The organism is Cohnella mopanensis (assembly GCF_022352055.1).
In the GTDB taxonomy this organism is placed as follows: domain Bacteria; phylum Bacillota; class Bacilli; order Paenibacillales; family Paenibacillaceae; genus Cohnella; species Cohnella mopanensis.
Genome location: NZ_JAKRWM010000017.1, coordinates 23763 through 43695, shown reverse-complemented (window position 1 = coordinate 43695; position 19933 = coordinate 23763). Strand labels below are relative to the sequence as shown.

22 protein-coding genes and 1 riboswitch are annotated in these 19933 nt (G+C 50.4%); of the genes, 14 read left to right on the top strand and 8 right to left on the bottom strand.

Translation table 11 applies throughout. The annotated features are described in order from the left end of the window. Positions 1 to 31: 31 nt before the first annotated feature. Positions 32 to 526 (bottom strand): hypothetical protein, encoded by a 495-nt coding sequence (locus L3D05_RS21750; protein WP_239618489.1) that lies wholly within the window; start codon positions 524 to 526, stop codon positions 32 to 34. Between the two features lie 91 nt (positions 527 to 617). Then, entirely contained in the window at positions 618 to 947 is a 330-nt protein-coding gene (locus tag L3D05_RS21745) for a YtxH domain-containing protein (RefSeq protein WP_239618488.1), read from the bottom strand. Positions 948 to 1094: 147 nt separating this feature from the next. Between L3D05_RS21745 and L3D05_RS21740 the strand changes: the two genes are divergently transcribed. The 3 genes from L3D05_RS21740 to L3D05_RS21730 all read left to right on the top strand — a co-directional run bounded on the left by L3D05_RS21740 (position 1095) and on the right by L3D05_RS21730 (position 5124). Further along, positions 1095 to 2888: a glycosyltransferase family 39 protein gene (locus tag L3D05_RS21740; protein WP_239618487.1), complete on the top strand. Its 1794-nt coding sequence runs from the start codon at positions 1095 to 1097 to the stop codon at positions 2886 to 2888. 19 nt (positions 2889 to 2907) lie between these two features. Continuing rightward, positions 2908 to 3918 (top strand): glycosyltransferase, encoded by a 1011-nt coding sequence (locus tag L3D05_RS21735; RefSeq protein WP_239618486.1) that lies wholly within the window; start codon positions 2908 to 2910, stop codon positions 3916 to 3918. Between the two features lie 192 nt (positions 3919 to 4110). Beyond that, positions 4111 to 5124 (top strand): asparaginase, encoded by a 1014-nt coding sequence (locus tag L3D05_RS21730; RefSeq protein ID WP_239618485.1) that lies wholly within the window; start codon positions 4111 to 4113, stop codon positions 5122 to 5124. Here the strand turns inward: L3D05_RS21730 and L3D05_RS21725 are convergent. After that, positions 5121 to 5999 carry an AraC family transcriptional regulator gene (locus tag L3D05_RS21725; RefSeq protein ID WP_239618484.1) on the bottom strand — a complete coding sequence of 293 codons (879 nt, stop codon included), beginning with the start codon at positions 5997 to 5999 and terminating at the stop codon, positions 5121 to 5123. The genes L3D05_RS21730 and L3D05_RS21725 overlap by 4 nt on opposite strands. A 178-nt stretch (positions 6000 to 6177) precedes the next feature. On the opposite strand from L3D05_RS21725, the gene L3D05_RS21720 reads away from it, so the two are divergent. From L3D05_RS21720 to L3D05_RS21710, 3 genes are read left to right on the top strand one after another with little or no spacing between them, the layout of a single operon-like run. After that, positions 6178 to 7359, top strand: coding sequence for a galactokinase (locus L3D05_RS21720; RefSeq protein ID WP_239618483.1), 1182 nt, complete (start codon positions 6178 to 6180; stop codon positions 7357 to 7359). A gap of 3 nt (positions 7360 to 7362) precedes the next feature. Continuing rightward, positions 7363 to 8349, top strand: a complete 987-nt coding sequence (galE, locus tag L3D05_RS21715; protein ID WP_239618482.1) for a UDP-glucose 4-epimerase GalE — start codon at positions 7363 to 7365, stop codon at positions 8347 to 8349. A gap of 21 nt (positions 8350 to 8370) precedes the next feature. Further along, positions 8371 to 9966 (top strand): UDP-glucose--hexose-1-phosphate uridylyltransferase, encoded by a 1596-nt coding sequence (locus tag L3D05_RS21710; RefSeq protein ID WP_239618481.1) that lies wholly within the window; start codon positions 8371 to 8373, stop codon positions 9964 to 9966. A gap of 47 nt (positions 9967 to 10013) precedes the next feature. On the opposite strand, the gene L3D05_RS21705 is transcribed toward L3D05_RS21710, so the two are convergent. The 3 genes from L3D05_RS21705 to L3D05_RS21695 form a co-directional block, all read right to left on the bottom strand. Next, a complete protein-coding gene (locus tag L3D05_RS21705) occupies positions 10014 to 10943 on the bottom strand; it encodes a LysR family transcriptional regulator (protein ID WP_239618480.1) in 930 nt (309 codons plus the stop codon). Positions 10944 to 10987: 44 nt separating this feature from the next. Then, positions 10988 to 11149: a hypothetical protein gene (locus tag L3D05_RS21700; protein ID WP_239618479.1), complete on the bottom strand. Its 162-nt coding sequence runs from the start codon at positions 11147 to 11149 to the stop codon at positions 10988 to 10990. 184 nt (positions 11150 to 11333) lie between these two features. Continuing rightward, positions 11334 to 11555, bottom strand: a complete 222-nt coding sequence (locus L3D05_RS21695) for a DUF1128 domain-containing protein (RefSeq protein ID WP_239618478.1) — start codon at positions 11553 to 11555, stop codon at positions 11334 to 11336. A 160-nt stretch (positions 11556 to 11715) separates the two neighbouring features. Between L3D05_RS21695 and yyaC the strand changes: the two genes are divergently transcribed. The 7 genes from yyaC (at position 11716) to L3D05_RS21660 (ending at position 18208) form a co-directional block, all read left to right on the top strand. Further along, a complete protein-coding gene (gene yyaC / locus L3D05_RS21690) occupies positions 11716 to 12234 on the top strand; it encodes a spore protease YyaC (RefSeq protein ID WP_239618477.1) in 519 nt (172 codons plus the stop codon). Positions 12235 to 12251: 17 nt separating this feature from the next. Continuing rightward, on the top strand, positions 12252 to 13049 hold the full coding sequence (locus L3D05_RS21685; RefSeq protein ID WP_239618476.1) for an alpha/beta fold hydrolase: 798 nt from the start codon (positions 12252 to 12254) through the stop codon (positions 13047 to 13049). 2 nt (positions 13050 to 13051) lie between these two features. Beyond that, positions 13052 to 13711 (top strand): DUF6483 family protein, encoded by a 660-nt coding sequence (locus L3D05_RS21680; protein ID WP_239618475.1) that lies wholly within the window; start codon positions 13052 to 13054, stop codon positions 13709 to 13711. Continuing rightward, positions 13711 to 14895 (top strand): class I SAM-dependent methyltransferase, encoded by a 1185-nt coding sequence (locus tag L3D05_RS21675; RefSeq protein ID WP_239618474.1) that lies wholly within the window; start codon positions 13711 to 13713, stop codon positions 14893 to 14895. Before L3D05_RS21680 ends, L3D05_RS21675 begins: the two co-directional genes overlap by 1 nt. Before the next feature lie 157 nt (positions 14896 to 15052). Next, a complete protein-coding gene (locus L3D05_RS21670; protein ID WP_239618473.1) occupies positions 15053 to 16708 on the top strand; it encodes a histidine kinase N-terminal 7TM domain-containing diguanylate cyclase in 1656 nt (551 codons plus the stop codon). An 81-nt stretch (positions 16709 to 16789) separates the two neighbouring features. Beyond that, a riboswitch (cyclic di-GMP riboswitch) is annotated at positions 16790 to 16877 on the top strand. 96 nt (positions 16878 to 16973) lie between these two features. Then, positions 16974 to 17678: a PilZ domain-containing protein gene (locus tag L3D05_RS21665; RefSeq protein WP_239618472.1), complete on the top strand. Its 705-nt coding sequence runs from the start codon at positions 16974 to 16976 to the stop codon at positions 17676 to 17678. Positions 17679 to 17848: 170 nt separating this feature from the next. Beyond that, the gene (locus L3D05_RS21660) at positions 17849 to 18208 is read left to right on the top strand and encodes a hypothetical protein (protein WP_239618471.1); all 360 of its coding nucleotides are present in this window, start codon (positions 17849 to 17851) and stop codon (positions 18206 to 18208) included. Positions 18209 to 18296: 88 nt separating this feature from the next. On the opposite strand, the gene L3D05_RS21655 is transcribed toward L3D05_RS21660, so the two are convergent. Then, entirely contained in the window at positions 18297 to 18608 is a 312-nt protein-coding gene (locus L3D05_RS21655; RefSeq protein ID WP_239618469.1) for a dehydrogenase, read from the bottom strand. 60 nt (positions 18609 to 18668) lie between these two features. Then, positions 18669 to 19121, bottom strand: coding sequence for a cupredoxin domain-containing protein (locus L3D05_RS21650; RefSeq protein WP_239618468.1), 453 nt, complete (start codon positions 19119 to 19121; stop codon positions 18669 to 18671). Positions 19122 to 19292: 171 nt separating this feature from the next. Here L3D05_RS21650 and uptA point away from each other — a divergent pair, with 171 nt between their 5' ends. Beyond that, complete coding sequence (gene uptA, locus L3D05_RS21645; protein WP_239618594.1) at positions 19293 to 19901, top strand: undecaprenyl phosphate transporter UptA; 609 nt, start codon at positions 19293 to 19295, stop codon at positions 19899 to 19901. The last annotated feature ends 32 nt before the right edge of the window (positions 19902 to 19933 follow it).

The window sequence follows — 19933 nt, the reverse complement described above, 5'->3', positions numbered from 1 at the left end:
GAAGGGTACCAAATGAGTGAATATAGATGGCTCAGTATTGAATGGGATCGTTAACGAGCCCGTCTTCGTTAAGCTGTTGCTCGGTTTTCATTCTCTCCATATCTTTGCCCAGCCGCTTCATATCGGACAGATCCTGTACCATAGAGCCGTTGAGGGCGGATTGTATCGATCTTGAACGGATTGGCGCGGAAGGCTGACGATCTCCCCTATCCGGTGAGTACACCTGGGAGTGGGCGATGCCGATCCGGGCGCGGAGCGCCTGCCACCTGTCCAATGCGGCGATTTGAATATCTTCCGGCACATCGCTGTCGGAGATCCCGTCAAAGAAGGCCGTCTCGCCGTATAGCGCCAGTGCCCCGTCGGTTTCTTCGAACGGAACTTGAAACACCAATACGCCCGTCGCCGATCTTAGCTCCAAGCGGTATGTCGATCGATGTATGAAATCGCGGACGAATCCCGCCTGCGACAAATACTCCTTTAGCCTCGATGCTGGTCCGGATATGACCATCTTTTCTTTGGATTTCATGTGAGCATTCTCCCTTCACGATCAACCTAAGCCGATCGCCGTCGATCATTGTTCGGCGATCGGCTCGTTGCGTATTACGATTAGAAGAACGCTAGTTCATCTGCGGACTTTGCTTCTTGTCGTCTTTGCTTTCGGACTGTTCTTCTTTCCAGTTTTGGACTTCCTCCTTGGCTGCGGATAAGGCGGAGCGCGTCTTATCCACGATGCCGGAGGCGGTTTGTCCGACTTGCGCGGCGATTTCCTGCGTTTTGTGTCCGGCGTCTGTCAACATTCGCTGGGTGCGATCTTGAACGGAAGCATACTTGTCTCGAATATCGCTTCGCAATTCGCGACCCGATTTGGGTGCGAGTAGAAGTGCCGCCGTTGCTCCGATAACCCCGCCTATTAATGCGCCTTTTATAGTTCCGCGTGTGTCTGCCATTGATAATTCCTCCTCATCGTTTAATACGTCCATGTTCTGAATTACCCGTATCCGGCAAAATGAAACGCACTCTTTCCATAGGGTTATGCTTTCGACTACAATAGGGACAGGCAAACATGTGGATAACAGGTGAAAGTGAGGACGGACATGGATTACAAAGAGACAAGCAGATCCGGTCCGGTGCAATGGGGAACTCATTCCGTTCGTAACCGGGAAGATCGGCGCTGGATGCCGCTTGATATTGTATTGGTACTTTTATTGACGATCATATCCGCCATCATGACCTTTACGGATCTTGGCAACCGTACGGCTCCGCAAACGTTCTGGAAGCCGGACAGGGTAGGAGACAACTTTACTGTCGATTTCGGAGAGCTGCGGACGGTCGACCGGATTAACCTTTACGAAGGTCCGGGAGCGAAGGGCGAAACGAAGATCGAATCCTCGATAGATGGTGACATTTGGGAAGACTACTTAGAAGTCGAGCACAAAACAAACCGGGTATTTACCTGGAAGCTTGATGAAAAGTCGGTTAAAGCGCGGTATATGCGGTTTACGACGGAGAAGACGGGATATCGGCTTTACGAAGCGGGATTTTTCACGAATGGGATTTCTGCTCCGATCACCGTCATGAACGTTCAGTCCGCCAGCGACAACTCGTTAACTTCGGAAGGCAGCGGCACTGAAGTGTTCGACGAGCAGCAGTACGCGCCATACCGTCCGGATTACCGGAACGGAATGTACTTCGACGAGATTTATCACGGGCGCACCGCTTACGAATTCATTGAATTGATGGAGCCTTACGAGAACACGCATCCACCGCTAGGCAAAGTGATTCTCGCCATCGGCATAAAGATGTTCGACATGACTCCTTATGGGTGGAGATTTATGGCCGGCGTATTCGGGACGCTTATGGTTCCCGTGTTCTACGCCGTTGCCAAGGGAATGTTCCAACGCACTAGATATGCGTTCCTTGCAGCTTTGCTTCTTGTGCTCGAGGGCTTTCATCTCGTTCATTCGCGTTCCTCGAACGTGGACATTATCGGGGTTACGTTTACGATAATCATGTTCTACGCGATGTACCGATACGGCGAGACCGCATGGCGTAACGGAGGCTTCAGGCGAAGCTTAGGTTATCTTGCGCTCAGCGGGTTTTTCTTCGGAGCGGCAGCTGCCGTTAAGTGGAACTATATGTACGGAGGGGCGGGTCTAGCGATTTTACTCGTCTTCGCGCTTGTCCGCCGCTGGCGGGAAGCGAAAATGGCTTTAGATTTCGAGTACGCCAAGAGGCTGATCTTGACTCTTATGGCGTGCGTGATTTTCTTCGTCGCTGTGCCCGTTGGCGTGTATACGGCTTCATACAAACCGTATATTCAAGCGACCAAAGCGGATGATAGCTATAAGGATTTGTGGCAATACCAGAAAAACATGTACGATTATCACAAAGGCGTTAAAGAACCTCATCCTTATGCTTCCAAATGGTATACTTGGCCATTGATGCTTAGACCGGTATGGTACTACGGAGGCAAGGATCTGGAGAAGGGCGAGGCGCAAAGTATCGCGGCAATCGGAAATCCCCTAATCTGGTGGGGCGGATTGCTGGCGTTGCTTGCTTCCTGGTGGCTCGGTTTCCGAAGAAGGGACAGAATCGTGCTTACGCTGGCTGTCGCCTATTTATCGTTCTATGTTCCATGGATGGTAGCGCCGAGAAGCATTACGTTCCTTTATCACTATTTTCCGATGGTGCCGCTACTGATCTTATCTATTGTGTGGATGCTCCGCTGGTTCGAAGAACGCAGCTACAAGGGACGGCGGGTAACGTTGGCTTTCGTGGGCGTATCGGCGGCATTGCTCATTTGGTTCTATCCGATCTATACAGGCATGACCATAAGTCGCGAATGGATGAACATCGCGATCAGATGGCTGCCTAGCTGGGGTTTCTAGAAGGGGAGGCTGTAAGCTCGTGCAGAAGGCATGTTTTCTTTCCGTTGTCGTTCCCATGTACAACGAGGAAGAGGTTATCGAAGTGACTTACCGCCGGTTAAAGACGGTTCTGGATAAGCTTGGCGAAACCTACGAGATCGTATTCGTTAACGATGGAAGCCGAGATAGAACAGCGGATATCGTCAGAGGGTTTTGTTCAGCAGACCACACCGTAAAACTAATTGATTTCTCGCGAAATTTCGGACATCAGATCGCGGTCACGGCCGGAATGGATCACTCGAGAGGAAGAACGGTCGTCTTGATCGACGCGGATTTGCAGGATCCTCCGGAGCTCATCGCGGATATGGTTGCCAAATGGCGCGAAGGCTACGATGTCGTGTACGGCAAACGAATTGAGCGTAAAGGCGAATCCTGGTTCAAGAAAATGACCGCGGCGATGTTCTACCGGCTGCTGCGTTCGATGACATCGGTCAATATTCCCGTGGATACGGGGGATTTCCGGCTCATGGATCGCAAGGTATGCGACGCGCTAACTTCCATGAGAGAGCGCAGCCGCTTCATTCGGGGGATGGTCAGTTGGGCAGGTTTTAAGCAGACTTCCGTTGATTACGTGCGAGATGAGCGGTTCGCGGGGGAGACGAAGTATCCGCTCCGCAAAATGATCCGGCTGTCGCTTGACGCAATGACTTCCTTCTCCACCAAACCGCTCAAAATTGCAAGCGTGCTAGGCTTCTTTTTGTCGGCGGTCGGCTTCATTTACTTATTTTTCGTGCTGTATCAGCGACTGTTCACGGACACGACTACCCAGGGCTGGACATCGATGATCGCGATCAGCCTGTTGTTCCATGGCATTACGCTATTGTTGTTGGGCGTGCTCGGGGAATATATCGGACGGACGTACGAAGAAGCGAAGGGACGCCCGCTCTATCTAGTTGCGGACGCGATCAACTTCTCGGAGGAAACGGACAACACTCGCGAGAGGAACGCCGCGGAGCATAAAATCGGAGTTGGCTCCGGTTCCGGGAATTAGCAGAATACATGCACACTTTGGTTAAGGCATGACACTGGGGTATACTAATCGTATTGTTCGGCAACTAACGAAATCCAGACGGCGACGTCTGGATTTTTGCGGCGAAATGGAGTATGCGGTCGTATAAGCCGCTACAGCAGTTGCTAACGTCATCATGAGCAAATTCAAACCTAAAGGGGAGTACAGAATTATATGGAAACGATAACGATGCCGGTAGATGTTCCTTTGGTCGTAATGAATAGGGGAGCACAGACGGAAAACGTACATAGAGGACGGATAAGCGTGGTTTCGGCCGCGGATGGGGAGCTGGTCCATACGTGGGGTGACGTTCACTCCCCTACTTATGTTCGTTCAACGGCTAAGCCTATTCAAGCAATTGCATCATTGCTTGACGGTACGGCAGAGACCTATGGCTTCGAGGAGCGTCACTTGGCGATATTGGCAGCTTCCCATAGGGGGAGCAAGGAACAAATTGCCGTTCTAGAAGAGATTCTGGCGCTAACGGGACTTGAGGAAGATCTGCTCGCCATCCATCCGGGATTGCCTATCGGACGTAAAGACCGTGACGAATGGATGGCTACGGGAGGTACTCCCCGCAAGCTGTTTCATACTTGCGCAGGTAAACATCTTGGGGTGCTGGCTTGGTGTAAGCTCAAGGGTTGGCCGCTTACGGGCTACATTCATCCGGATCATCCCGCCCAGAAAGAAATCATTCGCCGTTTGAAATTGTGGGTTGAAGCTGAGGCGGATGAAGTGACAGTCGGGAAGGATGGATGCGGATTTCCCGTTGCGTCGATCCCGCTGTGGCAGCTTGGATTCGCATACGGAAGGCTAGCGAGTCCGGATTTCGCCGGGGATCAGTCGGCAGCCGGGATCGCTCGGCGGATTACGGGCGCGATGAATAAGTATCCTCACTTGGTAGAAGGGCGTAATCGGTTAGCGAGCATTTTATTGGCCGATCCCAATGTCGTCGCTAAAAGCGGGGCGCACGGGGTGTTCGCGTTCGGTTTGCGGCAAGAGCAGCTTGGAGTGTCCATCGCGATAACGGACGGTACGGAAATCGCTTGGCCGCACGTTGTCAAAGCAGTATTGGAACGAATCGGCGGAATATCGGAAGAGACGAAAAACAAGTTGGAGCAAATCTTTCCAACGGAATTTCTGAACGACGCCAATGAGATCGCGGGGAATTGGAAGCCCGTGTTTTAGGATTTGGGAGTCGATTTCAAAGATTCGCCTACGGAAACACGATAATCGGTCGGCGTTTGGCCGTGCAAGCGGCGGAATTGCTTGGAGAAGTAAAGCGCATCCTGGAATCCGACCGACGAGGCGATCTGCTCGACGGTCAATTCCGGACGCTCTCGCAGCAAACGTCTGCCGTGATCGACTCGCAGCTTCGTTAAGAAAGTAACTGGCGCTATACCCGTATGCTGTTTGAACAGACGGGATAGATAAGCGCGGTTATAGCCTAACGTCTCGGCCATCCCTTCAATCGTCACGGGCTCGGCATATTGGGTAGACAAGTAACCGACAATCTGTCCGACTAAGTCTTCGCTATGCGAATCCGGACGCAAGGGGGATGCCATTTCCTGAGCCGAAGCCTCGTGGAGGCTGGCGAACAGCAAATGCAGATACCCCGAAGCAAGCAACGAAGATGAGCTGCCGCGTTCGCGGAAGGCCTCGAAGATAGAGCGGCAACGTTCTCCCGGAATTTTACTCCCGCCGGAATGGACAATCGGATGCTCTAGCCCGAGACCTGCTTCCGAGATCAGGGATTCGGACTGCGGCCCGGCAAAAGCGACCCATCGATAACGCCAAGGATCCTCCTCGTCAGACACATAATGAAAGAGCTGGCCGGGATGAATGAGAAAGCTGTCACCCGCTGCAAGCTCCGCTTTGAACTCTCCCGTACGGAATGTCCCTCTCCCGGATATCACATGATGCAAGAGATAATAATCGACGACTTTAGGCCCGATTCGATGAAGAGGCTCGGTCTGGCTTTCCCCCGCGAACAGGACCGTTAGCTCGCTAGCGGTATAGCTAACGGGATTGGATACGACGCGATAGGTTGTTTTTTTGCTCATGGCTAGCCCGCCTCCATAGGAATCCGATTACGGTAATCATAACATGAAATCGTTCAACATAATTACCCAGAAGTCACATTTCTCCATATAGAAAGCATATCACGCCATTACGTGGACTCTATAAGTTTCGTTATAATAAGACCAAACAACGAATTCCCAAGGAGAGTTGATATTCCAGATGGCACAGCTAACAGAATTGAAACAGAAATTCGTACAGCATTTCGGCGGCAACGAGGCCGACATATCGGTATTTCAGGCACCCGGTCGAGTCAATCTGATTGGCGAGCATACGGATTATAACGGCGGTTCGGTATTTCCTGCGGCATTAACGTTCGGGACGACTTTGCTTGTTGCTCCTAGGGAAGATCGTAAGCTCGGATTTGCTTCGACGAATTTTCCTCTGGTTACAGAAATTCCGCTGGATAATCTTGCATTCTCCGAAGAGGATGACTGGGCGAATTATCCGAAAGGGATCGTCTGGGAGTTGAAACAAAGAGGCATTGATCTGAGTCGGGGGTACAACTTCCTGTTCCATGGCGAAATCCCGAACGGAGCGGGCTTATCCTCATCCGCTTCTATTGAAGTCGTAACGGCGTACGCCTTGCTTACTTTAGAGAAGCAGCCTACGGACACGGTACAGATCTCGTTATGGTCCCAGCATGCGGAAAATGAATTCATCGGGGTCAAATGCGGAATCATGGATCAGTTCGCGGTGGCGAACGGGCGTAAGGATCATGCGATCTTATTAGATTGCGATACATTGAAATATGAACTCGTGCCTTTCCGTTCCGGAGATTACAAGCTTGTTATCGGTAATACGAATAAGCGCCGCGGATTGGTAGATTCCAAATACAACGAGAGACGTGCCCAATGCGAGCAAGCGGTTCAAGATTTAAGACAAGCTTTCCCTGAACTTACGTTGCTGGGCCAGTTGACGCTCGAACAATATCAGGCGAATGAACATCTGATCAGCGACGAAATCGTTCGTCGCCGCGCGCGCCATGTTGTCGAGGAAATCGACCGCGTCGCACGTTCGATGGAAGTGTTGAAGAAGGATGATCTGGTCGCGTTCGGCCAGCTAATGAACGGTTCCCACGATTCGTTGCGCGATCTGTACGAAGTGACGGGGATAGAGTTGGATACGATGGTCGCCGCGGCTCGCTCAATACCGGGAGTGCTAGGCTCGCGGATGACGGGTGCTGGATTCGGCGGCTGCACGGTGTCTCTCGTACACCAAGATTCCGTGGAACGCTTCATTACTGAGGTAGGTAGCCAATACGAAACCGCGATAGGGCTGCAGCCAGCATTCTACGTATGCGATATTGGCGACGGCGTTCGCGAAATCAAAGGGGAGGCGTAAATCATGGCGGTTCTCGTAACTGGCGGCGCTGGATATATCGGATCACATGCGGTTGCAGCTTTATTGGAAAAAGGCGAACAGGTCGTTGTCGTCGATAATTTGTACCAAGGCCATAAGAATGCAGTGCTCGGGGGGAAGTTGTACGAAGGGGATCTTCGCGACGCGGATTTTCTAGCCCGGGTATTCCAAGAGAACGACATTGACGGCGTTATTCATTTCGCGGCGAATTCCCTCGTGGGCGAAAGCATGAAGGATCCGGGCAAATATTATCATAATAACGTTTATGGCACGCTGTGCCTGCTGGAGCAAATGCAGAAGGCCGGCGTATCCCGAATCATATTCTCCTCGACTGCGGCAACTTATGGAGAACCGGAAAAAGTGCCGATCGACGAGTACGACCGCACCGTTCCGACGAATGCATACGGTGAAACGAAGCTGGCCATGGAGAAAATGATCCGTTGGTTCGATATCGCACACGGAATCAAATTCGTGTCTTTGAGGTATTTCAACGCTGCGGGTGCGCACGCGTCCGGCCAAATCGGAGAAGACCATAGTCCGGAAACCCATCTTGTTCCGCTTGTTCTCCAAGTCGCGCTCGGACAACGCGAGCATATTTCCGTATTCGGGGATGATTATCCGACGGAAGACGGCACGTGCATTCGCGACTACGTCCACGTTAGCGATCTGGCCGATGCCCATATTCTTGCCTTGGATCGGCTTCGCGAAGGCGGGGAGAGCGCTATCTACAATCTAGGCAGCGGCGCGGGTTACTCTGTTAAACAAGTCATTGACGTGTCCAGGCAAGTAACGGGACATCCTATTCCGGCCAAGTTCGAGCCGCGCCGCTCGGGAGATCCCGCTGTGCTTATCGCTTCCTCGGAACGTGCTCGCAAGGAGCTTGGATGGACGCCTCGCCGCGACAAACTGGAGGATATCGTCTCTAGTTCGTGGGAATGGCATCGCGCGCATCCTAACGGTTACGAGAAATAGAAGCAAGGGGAGGTAAAGGCATTGAAGGAACTTACATCAACCCCGTTCGAAACGGAACAACCCTTTGAGCTAGCTATTGCGATTGAGAAACTTCTCGCATTCTCGCTGCAAACTGGACTTATAGAGCTCCCGGATCTTGAAGGGGCACGCAATGCGTTGTTGGACTTATTCACTCTGAAAGAGCCGGCGGAAGATTGCGCCATCGATCCGAATTCTCTTCCGGATAGTCCGGTTCCGCTATTGGAACCTTTGTTGGATGCAGCTGTCGCTAGAGGGCTGCTGCCGGACGATACGCTAACCTATCGCGATTTGTTCGACGCCAGAATCATGGGCTTGCTCATGCCTAGGCCCTCGGAGACGAATCGGCAATTCGCAAGTCTAACGGGGCAACGCGGCATTACCGGAGCTACGGACTGGTTCTATCAATTGAACATCAATTCCAATTATATTCGGATGGACCGCATTAAGAAGAACGGCTATTGGAAGCATCGTACGCCGGACGGAGAGCTGGAGATTACGGTTAATCTATCCAAGCCGGAGAAGGACCCCAAGGAAATCGCACTGCTTAAATCCTTGCCGCAGTCAAATTATCCGAAGTGCTTGCTGTGCAAGGAAAATGTCGGTTATGCCGGACGTCCGGACCATCCCGCTCGCCAGAATTTGCGGGTGTTGCCGCTGACGTTGCAGAATGAATCGTGGTTTTTCCAATATTCGCCTTATGTGTACTATAACGAGCATAGCATCGTGTTCTGCGGCGAACATATCCCGATGAAGATTTCGCCGGTTACGTTTAGTCGGCTATTGGATTTCGTCGAGCAGATGCCGCACTATTTTATCGGTTCGAATGCAGACTTGCCAATCGTGGGAGGATCGATCCTCAATCATGACCATTTCCAGGCGGGGCGGCACGTGTTCCCGATGGAGACGGCGCCTGTGCTGGAATGGTTAAGCAGTTCTCGGGACGCTGAAGTGAAACTCGGGATCGTCCAATGGCCGATGTCCGTCGTTCGCTTGCGTTCGAACAATCGTCAGGCATTGCTCGGCGTTGCCTCCGATGTGCTGGCACAATGGCGGGGATATAGCGATCCGGATGCAGAAGTTATCGCGTTCAGCGAGAAGGAAACCGGACGGGTCGAGCATAACACGATTACGCCGATTGCCAGATTCAAAGATAACGGGGAATACGAGTTGGATCTGGTGTTGCGAAATAATCGTACGAGCGAAGAGCATCCGGGAGGCATTTTCCACCCGCATCAACAACTTCACCACATTAAGAAAGAAAATATCGGACTAATTGAAGTAATGGGATTAGCGGTCTTGCCGGGCAGGCTTGAAGTCGAGCTAGCTCAGATTGCGGATATTCTCACCGGACGGACATCTTACGATGAAGCAGCGATTGCCGCGCCAGAACATCCGTTGAACAAGCACGCGGATTGGATTTGGACGCTCGTTGACTTGTACGGTACGGATGGCTCGGATGCAGCCGTTCAACTGCTGTTGCAAGCCGATGTCGGAGATAAGTTCTACGCCGTATTGCAGGATGCAGGGGTTTATAAGGGGACAGAGAGCGGACGCGCGGCGTTCCGGCTATTCCTTGAAGCATCCGGCCTCGTCTAATTCGGTACTGACAAACAATAACCCGCCCGCGGTCGCCGCGTGGCGGGTTATTGTCCGTATCTGGCCGTTTGCAGCGCAACAGAACCTGGCGCGACGGCTACGTCATCCGTTTCCGTAAGCAGCTCGATTAAATGCCGAATAGCGGGATTTAGCCATTTCTTCTTGTGATGCACGATTTGCGTGTAGAAAGTAATGTCCGGGTGCACGAAAGGCAAAGTGACGAGACGCTGTTCGGCCAGTTCGCGGATGACGGCAATGTGGGGGACAAGCGCGATTCCTAAGCCGTAGCTCACGCATTGTTTAATGGCTTCCAGGCTTCCGAACTCATGATGAATATGATAAGTAACCCCATGCTGCCCTAATAGCCTCTCGAAAGCGGCACGATAAGTACAACCTTGTTCCGTCGTAATGAGGAACTGCCCTTCCAGTTCCGCAATGTCTATGCGATCTGTCGAGCCGAGCGGATGTTCCGGCTTGGCGACCAGCACTAACGGCTCTTGGCGGATAATGATCGATTCTAAGTCATTGTCTGTGATAGGCAAGTCGATCACGATTCCGAGATCCAAGTGGCCGTTTCTGACGGACTGAAGAATCGCGGCTTCGACAAGGGGATTAACTTGCAGATTAATGTCAGGGAAGCTTTGCAGAAAGCGGTGAAATAAAGGAGGTAAATAAAAGGCCATCAACGATTCGATCGTTCCGATTTCCAAATTGCCCTTCGCTTGCCGGGCAATGAGCCTCTTGGAGTCATCGTAGATTTGCAAAATGCGTTCGAAGGTATCATGCAGCTGCTCGCCCGCCGAAGTTAGCCTAATCGACCTTCCGTATCGCTCGAATAAGACGACTCCGTATTCATTTTCGAGCTTTTGAATTTGCGCGGTGACGCTTGACTGTACATACCCTAGATTTTCCGCTGCTTTCGTGAAGCTTTGACAACGGGCGACTTCTAAGAACGATCTCATGTAAATTAAATCCACGCCGTATCACCGCTCCTTAGACGAACCGAGATCCCGAGTATAGGTTAGGGTAATCTTGTTAGCAGTAGGAGAGTGATTCTCCACAAGCCGCTATTTGCCGTAACAGTATCCGTTTTTAAGCCGTCCGCTCGCGAAGGATATTGCAACTCGCGTAATTGTTGCGCGCTTTCCCATATTTTAAGGGCAGCATACTCTTGAATCAACATCTTTTTCGCCTCCCGCGTTTGATTTGATTAACATCATATCAGCGCGGTAAGAGAACGAGTTAGCTAGCCTTTTTCATGGCAATCATCATTTTTTTCGATGGAAACGCAATCAATTCGCTAGGAACAGCAATTCACAAAAAAACACAAGCTGCAGGTGCAGCTCGTGTTCGTGCAAGGTGATCGTTTATGCCCGCAATTTACCGAGCTCGGACACTAATGCTTCAACTTCGCTTATGCTGAATCTGTCTTTGGAATTGACCATATCGTAGATGTCTTTAAGATCCTCATACTTCTCTGCAGTGAAGCTCGAGGCTTGCATAGCTGCTCCTGTCGCCATACGTAGCTTCGTCTTGATCGCCTCGATCATATATTCAACGTTTTGTTGTGATGGTTGGTTTAAGTCCATGGATAACTTCCTCTCTTACGGGAATAGGGATGGTGTTATTGTAACACAGTAGAGCGGCTAGCCGCCAAAAAACAATCAACGACCGGAAAGTGGAATTCCTCGGGGCGGAATGGTAACCTGAAGATATTAAGCCGTATGATGGTCGACAGGGGATATTCGAATGATAGATATTCATAATCAGGCCGCGGAGCGCGTGGATGCCGCAGGCCTGGAAACCTTCTTGAGCCGGATAGCCGCTTCACACTCCAAGGAAGAGCTAACCTTCCTATGCATCGGAACGGATTGCTCCACTGGAGATAGCTTAGGGCCTTGGGTTGGCACGTTATTGGAGGAGCGAGGCTTCACCGGAGTCATTGGCACGCTTAAAGATCCATGCGATGCGAATAAGCTGCCGCGTATCCAACCTGCTTTGGAGGCAAAGGGGACGATTGTCGCCATAGACGCGTGCCTGGGAAAACCCGATAACGTAGGAGCTTACCTGGTGAGACAGGGGCCCTTAATCCCGGCTCAATCGGTAAACAAAGGTTTCGAGGCAGTCGGAACATACAGCATAGCGGCGGTTGTGAATGCAATCAGCTTAAAGCCTTATTGGACTCTTCAATCTACTTCGTTATATCGAGTTATGACGATGGCTCATGACATTGCGAACGCGATCAGCCAGCAGTGGCAACATAAATGATAGAAGGGGTGTATGACATGAATAAGATGACGCTTGCATCCGGAACATCAATCGCATACGTAGAAGCAGGGAAGGGCGAGCCTATCGTCGTCCTGCATGGATTTTGCGGAAGTCACCGTTACTGGGATGAAGTTATTCCTTTATTAGCCGAACATAGCCGGGTAATTGCTCCTGATCTGCGCGGGCATGGAGAGTCGTCGGCCGGTGAAGGTACGTATTCGATGGAACGCTTATCGGAAGATTTAGCCGGCTTGCTCGATGAGCTCAATCTGCCGCAAATCCATCTCATCGGTCATTCGTTGGGCGGTTATGTGGCGTTGGCGTTCGCGGAGAAGCACCCGGAACGGGTATTAACGCTGAGCTTAGCGCATTCGACGACTTTCCCGGACAGCGAGCAGGCGAAAGAGAATCGGCTCAAAGCGGCGGAGACGATCGCCAAGGAAGGCATTCAGTCGTTCGTCGATGGACTTGTTCCGAAGCTATTTACGGCCGAACACCGGACTGCTCTTTCCGAGCAACTCACCAAAGCACTCCGTATCGGATACGGGACGTCGGCGGAAGGCGCAATAGGCTGCGCGCTCGGCATGAGAGAAAGACCGGATAGAGCCGCCGTGTTGGAACGGCTGGCAGCTCCGATCCTGCTGCTGGCGGGGGAACTCGACGAAATCATTCCTTCGGACAAAAGGTTTCCGGTGACGAGAGATAACGTTAGTGCTCATACCCTTAAGGGCGTTGCCCACATGGGAATGATGGAACAACCGCAGGCTTTCGCGGAAGTTATCAAAGCCTTTCTAGAACGGAATCGGGAGGGATAAGCGTGTTTGAACGGGATTACTTAATCAGGCTGCTTACCCAAGCGGGTCAAGTGATAGGCAAGGCGATGGGGCTGAGAGAGCATAAGAAACAAAAAGAAGCGCTCGATCTTATAGATGAGTTTCTGGGCAGAGAGCTTCGGCTGCGTTCCCGTCTCGCTATGGGCTTAACGGACGAGGACCTGCTATCTATGTTGTCCGTCACAGGAAGTCCGAATGCGGAGTCGGTAGCGGTCGTATCGGCATTGCTGCAGCAAGAAGCGGATTTGTTGTCCGATCTGGGACAAACGGACGAAAGCGTGCCGAGATATGCGAAAGCATTCCGGTTAAATGTATATCTCGTCAGAAATGATATGGAAGTCGAGGATTGGGAAGTTCGAGGGCGCATTACGGAATTAATGGATGTTTTAGCTCCTTACGAGATGGATTCGAAGACGAAGTCGGCATTGTGGCAATGGCACGAATTCAACGGAGAGTTCGCCGCCGCGGAGGATGTGCTATACGAGCTGCAAGAAGAAGATGCGATTTCCGCGGAAGACGGAGACGCTTTTTATGCCAGGATGTCAACCTGCGACGATGCTGCGCTGGAGACAGGCGGACTGTCTAGAAGTGAAATGGAAGAAGGGCGCAGGCAATGGGGCGCTTTAATGAAGGAGAATGTGTAATGAAAGAGAAAACGAATAAGGCGGAATGGCTTGCATTCCTGGACGAGATCGTCACGGAAGGCAAGCTCGTTCAGGCTTCCTTTAGCTCACCGCGACGCAAAGACGATGAAACTTCGCGAAAGCTGACTGTCCGTCCGGTCAAACTGAAGACGGGAGTGCAGTATCAATTCGAACGCCAAATCGACAATAAGGTGTTTCATGAGAATGTTGCCGTCGAGCAATTAAAGGATCACCTTCAGTCGACAATGGAACGATATAAGCAAGCGTTATTCAAAACCCAAGATGCGGACGTACAAATTCTGGCGAACAAAAAAGGGGAGCTAGCCCTCATTAGGCAAGGAAAGTCCGTCAAGAGAGCAGTCGTTCCGCAGGAGCACAATCGCAGCAAAGCTTACGTGCTGCCGGAGGGGGAGCCTGTTCCATTCTTGATCTCTTTAGGAGTCATGACGCCGGAAGGCAGAGTCGTTAAGGCTAAATACGATAAGTTTAGGCAAATAAACCGATTCCTTGAGATGGTGTCCGACGTCATTTCCGATTTGCCTCGCGGCAAGCCGTTAACGATCGTGGATTTCGGATGCGGCAAATCGTATTTGACCTTCGCGCTCTATCATCTGCTCGCGATTAAAGAGAAGCTGGACGTTCACATCATTGGTTTAGATCTTAAGCAGGATGTCATTGAGACCTGTTCCAAGCTCGCTAAGGAGCTAAATTGGGAACGTTTGACTTTCAGAGTCGGCGACATATCCGACTATGAAGACCACTCCGCTGTAGATATGGTTGTCACGCTGCACGCTTGCGATACCGCAACGGATGCCGCATTGCTCAAAGCGATCGGTTGGGGAGCCAGCGTCATTCTGTCCGTACCCTGCTGCCAGCATGAGCTCTTCCGCCAAATCTCCCAGCCGATGCTGAAGCCGCTGCTGAAACACGGTATTCTCAAAGAGCGATTCTCCGCTTTGGTGACGGATGCGATTCGAGCTAATCTGCTTGAAATGGCAGGATACCGAACGCAATTGCTAGAGTTCATTGACTTGGAGCATACGCCCAAAAACATATTGATTCGAGCCGTGAAGTCCGGTAAAACGGATGTCGTAGAATTGGAACGGGAATATAAGCAGTTTAGGGATTTTATGGCAGTCACCCCATTTATGGAAAAGGGAATGGATTTAATAAGTCAAAAGTAACAAAAAACAAGTAATAAAGTCTCTTAAATTTTCTAAAAACTGAATAAAGAAATGGATTTTATAGGGATTGTTGTTGTCGAAAAAATCAGCAATATGGTAAAATCAAACATGAGCAGCCTATTTTAAAATAAAGTCCTTTTGTGAAAAGGTGAATGTGTTGGGTTTCCAGTGGACTGATTTTACGTTATTCGTCATGCTCTTTATTTTGTTCGTAGGCGTAATTGCATTTAATAGAATTACGCAGACCCACAAAGTTTATTTGGCCTTTCATTTTGTTATGATGCTGTGGCCGCTCGGGCAATTCGCCGTCAAATTAACCGATTATTTCGGAGTCCAATTGTTTTTTATCAATATGTCATTCGTTGCCATGGGAATGCTCGGCCCCGGCTGGCTCCTCTTCGTATTTTTCTTAACGGGAAGGGCAGCACAGCTTAAGATCAGCAGAACCGTGCTGTATATTCTGCCGGCTGGGCTTTGCGTGGCCGGCGCTCTTTGGAATCCTGAACACTTGTTTATGTCCCCGGTAGGTGGCAATTATTTGGACCGTGTGTACGGTCCGTTGTTCTGGATGCTCGTGCTCATTCAGTTCGCTTATTTCTTCACTGCATTAATGAACATGTTCCATGCCCTGAAAACGGTTAATTCCATCAATCAGAGCAAACAACTTGCAACCGCTTTAATTGGAATGTTCGTCTTGACCGGATTTGGTCTTCTGGACGTGCTCGTTAACGTATTGCTGGCACAATGGTTACCTGTCGTTCCAGGTTTGTTGGCGCTAGGTATTTTAATGTCGGATTTGTGTTTTGTTATCGCGATTTATCGTTTCGGAATGTTCGATATTTTAAGCATGGCCCAACGGGACATATTCGAGCACATGACAACCGGCATTATCGTCGTGGATGAGAACGGCAAAGTGCTTGAAGTGAATAAAGGGGTGTCGCCTTTTGTTCAGCTGTCTAAGGGCGAATCGTTCGAAATGGAGAAGTTTCTAGCTCCCTTGCAGACTCAGGGTGAAGTTTACGAGTTTTTGTATCGTTACCTGCATCATCCTTACGAGAAGATGCAAATGGAATTTTCGCTCCAAGAAAACGCTGGCCGACACGTGTCCATTCAGATTTCTCCCGTGTTAGACGATCGGAAGACGCTGCTGGGCCGGATTATTACGTTCCACGACGTCACGGAGCTGCGTAAGCTTGTTGTCGAGATGAACCGCAAGAACGAAGCTTTGCATGAACGGAACTTGGAACTGATCGCGATCCAAGAAGAGTTATTCCGGGTTAATCAGAAATTGGAGCAGATGGCGGTGACGGACGGCTTGACCGGCTGCTTTAACCGTAGATATTTGATGCAACAGCTTGAGCATGAAGTACTGCTTAATATGAGATATCAAATTCCTTTTGCGATCTTCCTTTTCGATATTGATCACTTCAAGCAAATTAACGATACATACGGTCATCTTGTAGGAGATGAAGTCATTCGCAGCACTGCGGACATCGTCCGAAGCAAGCTGAGAAGAACGGATATTCTGGCCAGGTACGGCGGGGAAGAGTTCACGGTTTATTTGCCCCACACGAATCGTGAGCAAGCAGAGCTGTTGGCGGAGAAAATAATGTTAGCCGTTAGCGACAATTGGGTGGACACCGGTTCGGAGAAAGTCCATGTTACGATAAGCATGGGAGTACTATCTGAATCAAGCGAAGCCCTCGGTTTCGACGATCCGAAAGTATATTTGCGAGAGGTATTCTCCAGTGCGGACTCCGCTCTCTATCGGGCTAAGAACGATGGACGCAACCGTGTCGTAATGGCACGATAATACAGGAATAAATACATAGGATCACTGAGAAATAGATGTTACGATTGTTCGAATTATGGTACAATCTTCCTAGGTTGAATGTGTACGAATGGGCAAACTTGCTGAAAAGCAAGGACGCAAAGCCATAGGGTCTAATGTTCTTGCGAACGATGACAGCCTGGCTGCCGAAGGTCCCCCTAGGACATTTAAGGCGAACAGGCTGCTTCCTATGGAGGCAGTCTGTTTCTATCCATAAATAGGATGATAGAAGGGTGGTTTGGCGAGAATGACCCAAAACGGGGACAACAAGGTCGTGCTGTCCGAGTTGGAGAAGGAATTGCTTCCGTTGAACGTGCTGCTTCATTGCCGAACCGTCGTGGAAGGCAAAAATTTTGTTACGACTGGCGTAATGACATACGTGGAAGGGGAGTTGTTCGAAGTCGAGCTTCACGAGTACGAACAATTCGAACTAGGTGAAACGGTGAAGCTGACGGTCTACTCGCCAGCCGGTATCCAATCTTTACCCTCGATCGTTTTCGCTAAATATGAAGGCGCCATTGCTTTGCTTCAACCCCCGGAAGTGCTGAAACGTTTCAAAGAGAGACGCGAGCATCCACGTGTAGAGATCAACGGAAATGCCCAGATTGTTCAAGTTTTAAGCGGATCAGGAGAAGAGCTAGCGGTGGAATCGAGTGCCCTTACGGTGCATGATATTAGCATCTCCGGCATCAGCTTCTCCGGCGTGGATGCTCCTCACATGGCTACCAAGTCCCGTCTGAAAGCCAGAGTGGATATCGGATTCGGTTTTAATTGCGAGCTCGAAATCGTTCGGCGCGAGCGTCTGGAAGATTCAACGCTGTGCGGGGCCAAGATGCATGTGCTGGAGCCGGAAATGCTAAGACCGCTCAGAGCGTTAATATTGCGCCAGCAGGTAGAGAAGAATGCCCAGTCCCGCCGAGATCTAGGCAAGAAGCGTACCTTTAACGGTTAATAACGAATCGTTTGTTCAACAGGCCTCTAATCGGCCTGTTTTTTTGTATTTCGTTCAGGAAAACGAAAGCGCGGATTGGGAGGAAATTTGGACGAGTTGATAGGAGGTTGTCCGTGAAGCCGTGCTCGCTAGCTACATACAATGATGAAAAGTAGCAAAGGAGTGATTTCATGGCTGTTCATCGCCCAAATCCGCTGCAAGGGGATTCTTCTAGGTCTCGTATTCTCAAACGCGCGAAAGTGAATTCTCATACCCCGGGTACCCACGGTAAGACTTTTGACCGACTAACTGTCGTTTGGGTACAAAATAACGGAGTTCCATTTGATACGACTGGCTTCTTCGCCCGTCTCTCCCGCGGGAATGTTCTAGTGTCTTCGGCGAACTTCGACCGTTTCGGCGTCGTACGTTTCGGCAACATCAGAACGTTGACTAACGTATCGTATACGCTCAGAGTATTTTCCCGCAACGGAACGTTATTCCGTACCCGTAGAATACCTGCCGGAGTACAAACCTTCGCGGTCATTGGCTAATGGGACAAGCGGACAGTAAGCCGGATGGCTTGTATAACGGAAAAAAGGTTTGGGCAGCGTTTTGCCAAACCTTTTTTTTATCCGCGTATTAACCGCCGAAGGCACTCCGGAACGCATGCATAAGCCTCGCTTGATCCACCTGCCATAACTCGGCGATTTCCCCGCTTATTTCCTCGTCCCACCAGTCGGCTAACGCTTTGCGGTTGCTTCGGTTTTCCGCGATCCACATTAAGTTTCCGATCACGCGTTTCACGTACAGATCTTCGGCTTGTTTAACTAAATTAGCCGGAATGTGCTGCTTTAATCTTTTCACCGTGCGATAAAGTTCGTTCCCGCAAGCCCTACGAATGCTTCGCGGAGTCGGAAGCGGGGAGGAATGCTTTTCTTGGAACATCTTCATCAGGCTTCACCAAACCTCTCTTCCCATACCGTATGCATAGGAGAAAGGGGTGGTCACTCGTTACTGAACGACGAGATACCCGACCATCGGTCCGCCGGTTGTCGGATCTGCGTGGGTTTGGCACAGGATCGTGTAAGTACCGGCATCTTTAGGAGTAAATCGAACGACCGTCGTTTTGCCTTTGTGGATTTCCCCGGAAATATTCAATCCCTCAATGACGAACGGATGGGATTGGCCGTTAATTCCGGAAATGCGCAGCTCGACGGGAGTGCCTTTCTTGACGAATACGGTACCGGGATAGAAGAGATAGGTTTCCAACTTCTTGCCGCTGTCCGAAGTCGCCGTGAATTCTCCCGTCGTTAGATGAAAGACTTGTACGTTATCGCTTGCCGCGGGAGCTAAAGCAGGTTTGGATTGCTGCCAACCGATATAGGCGCCGGCTACGATGACAACAGCTGCGATGACCGCGTACATCTGAATCTTTTTTTTGTTAAGAACAACGATTTTACTCATTCCGCTCTCTCCTCTTCAACTTTGTCCACCTATCGCAGTGTATGCGTGGGCCCGTCCTCTCATGACAAGCCTGCAACGATTTAATAAGAGCTTCGTATTACTGGTACGAGGCCGCAGCGGTATGCTAGAATAGAGACGGTTATTAAGGAGAGAAAGCAGGTAAAGTTAATGATGGATACTTTGCACGAATGGTTGGCTCAAATTCTAGTTTGGATCGAGAGCTTAGGCTATTGGGGCATTATAATCGGACTTGCGATTGAAGTGATTCCAAGCGAAATCGTGTTAGGCTATGCGGGTTATCTTGTATTCCAAGACATCATCTCCTTTCCGGTCGCCGTCATTTGCGGAGTGATTGGGGCCATATTGCAGCAGTGGCTGCTGTACGCAATCGGTCGGTATGGAGGCAGGCCTTTCCTGGATAAGTTCGGGAAATACTTGCACTTGAAGTCAAAGCACATCGATACCGCCGAAAGATGGTTCGACAAATACGGCCCAATGATCGTTTTCACGGGAAGGTTCGTACCCGTTATGCGTCAGGTGGTTTCCATTCCGGCAGGGATGGCGCGGATGAGTTTGTGGCAGTTTACTTGGCTTACAGTGCTCGCTTCCGTACCGTGGTCCATCTTGTTCGTATGGGTAGGTTACACTCTTGGCGATAAGTGGGAAACGATCGACAAAGAGGCTTCCAAGTATGTCCAGCCAGCTATTCTGATCGCGCTCGCATTATTAGTCGGTTATTTCGTATATCAATATTTGCGTAAAAGAGGTAAAACAATCTAAAATAGATAACAGATCCGCATAAGAGAGGGGAA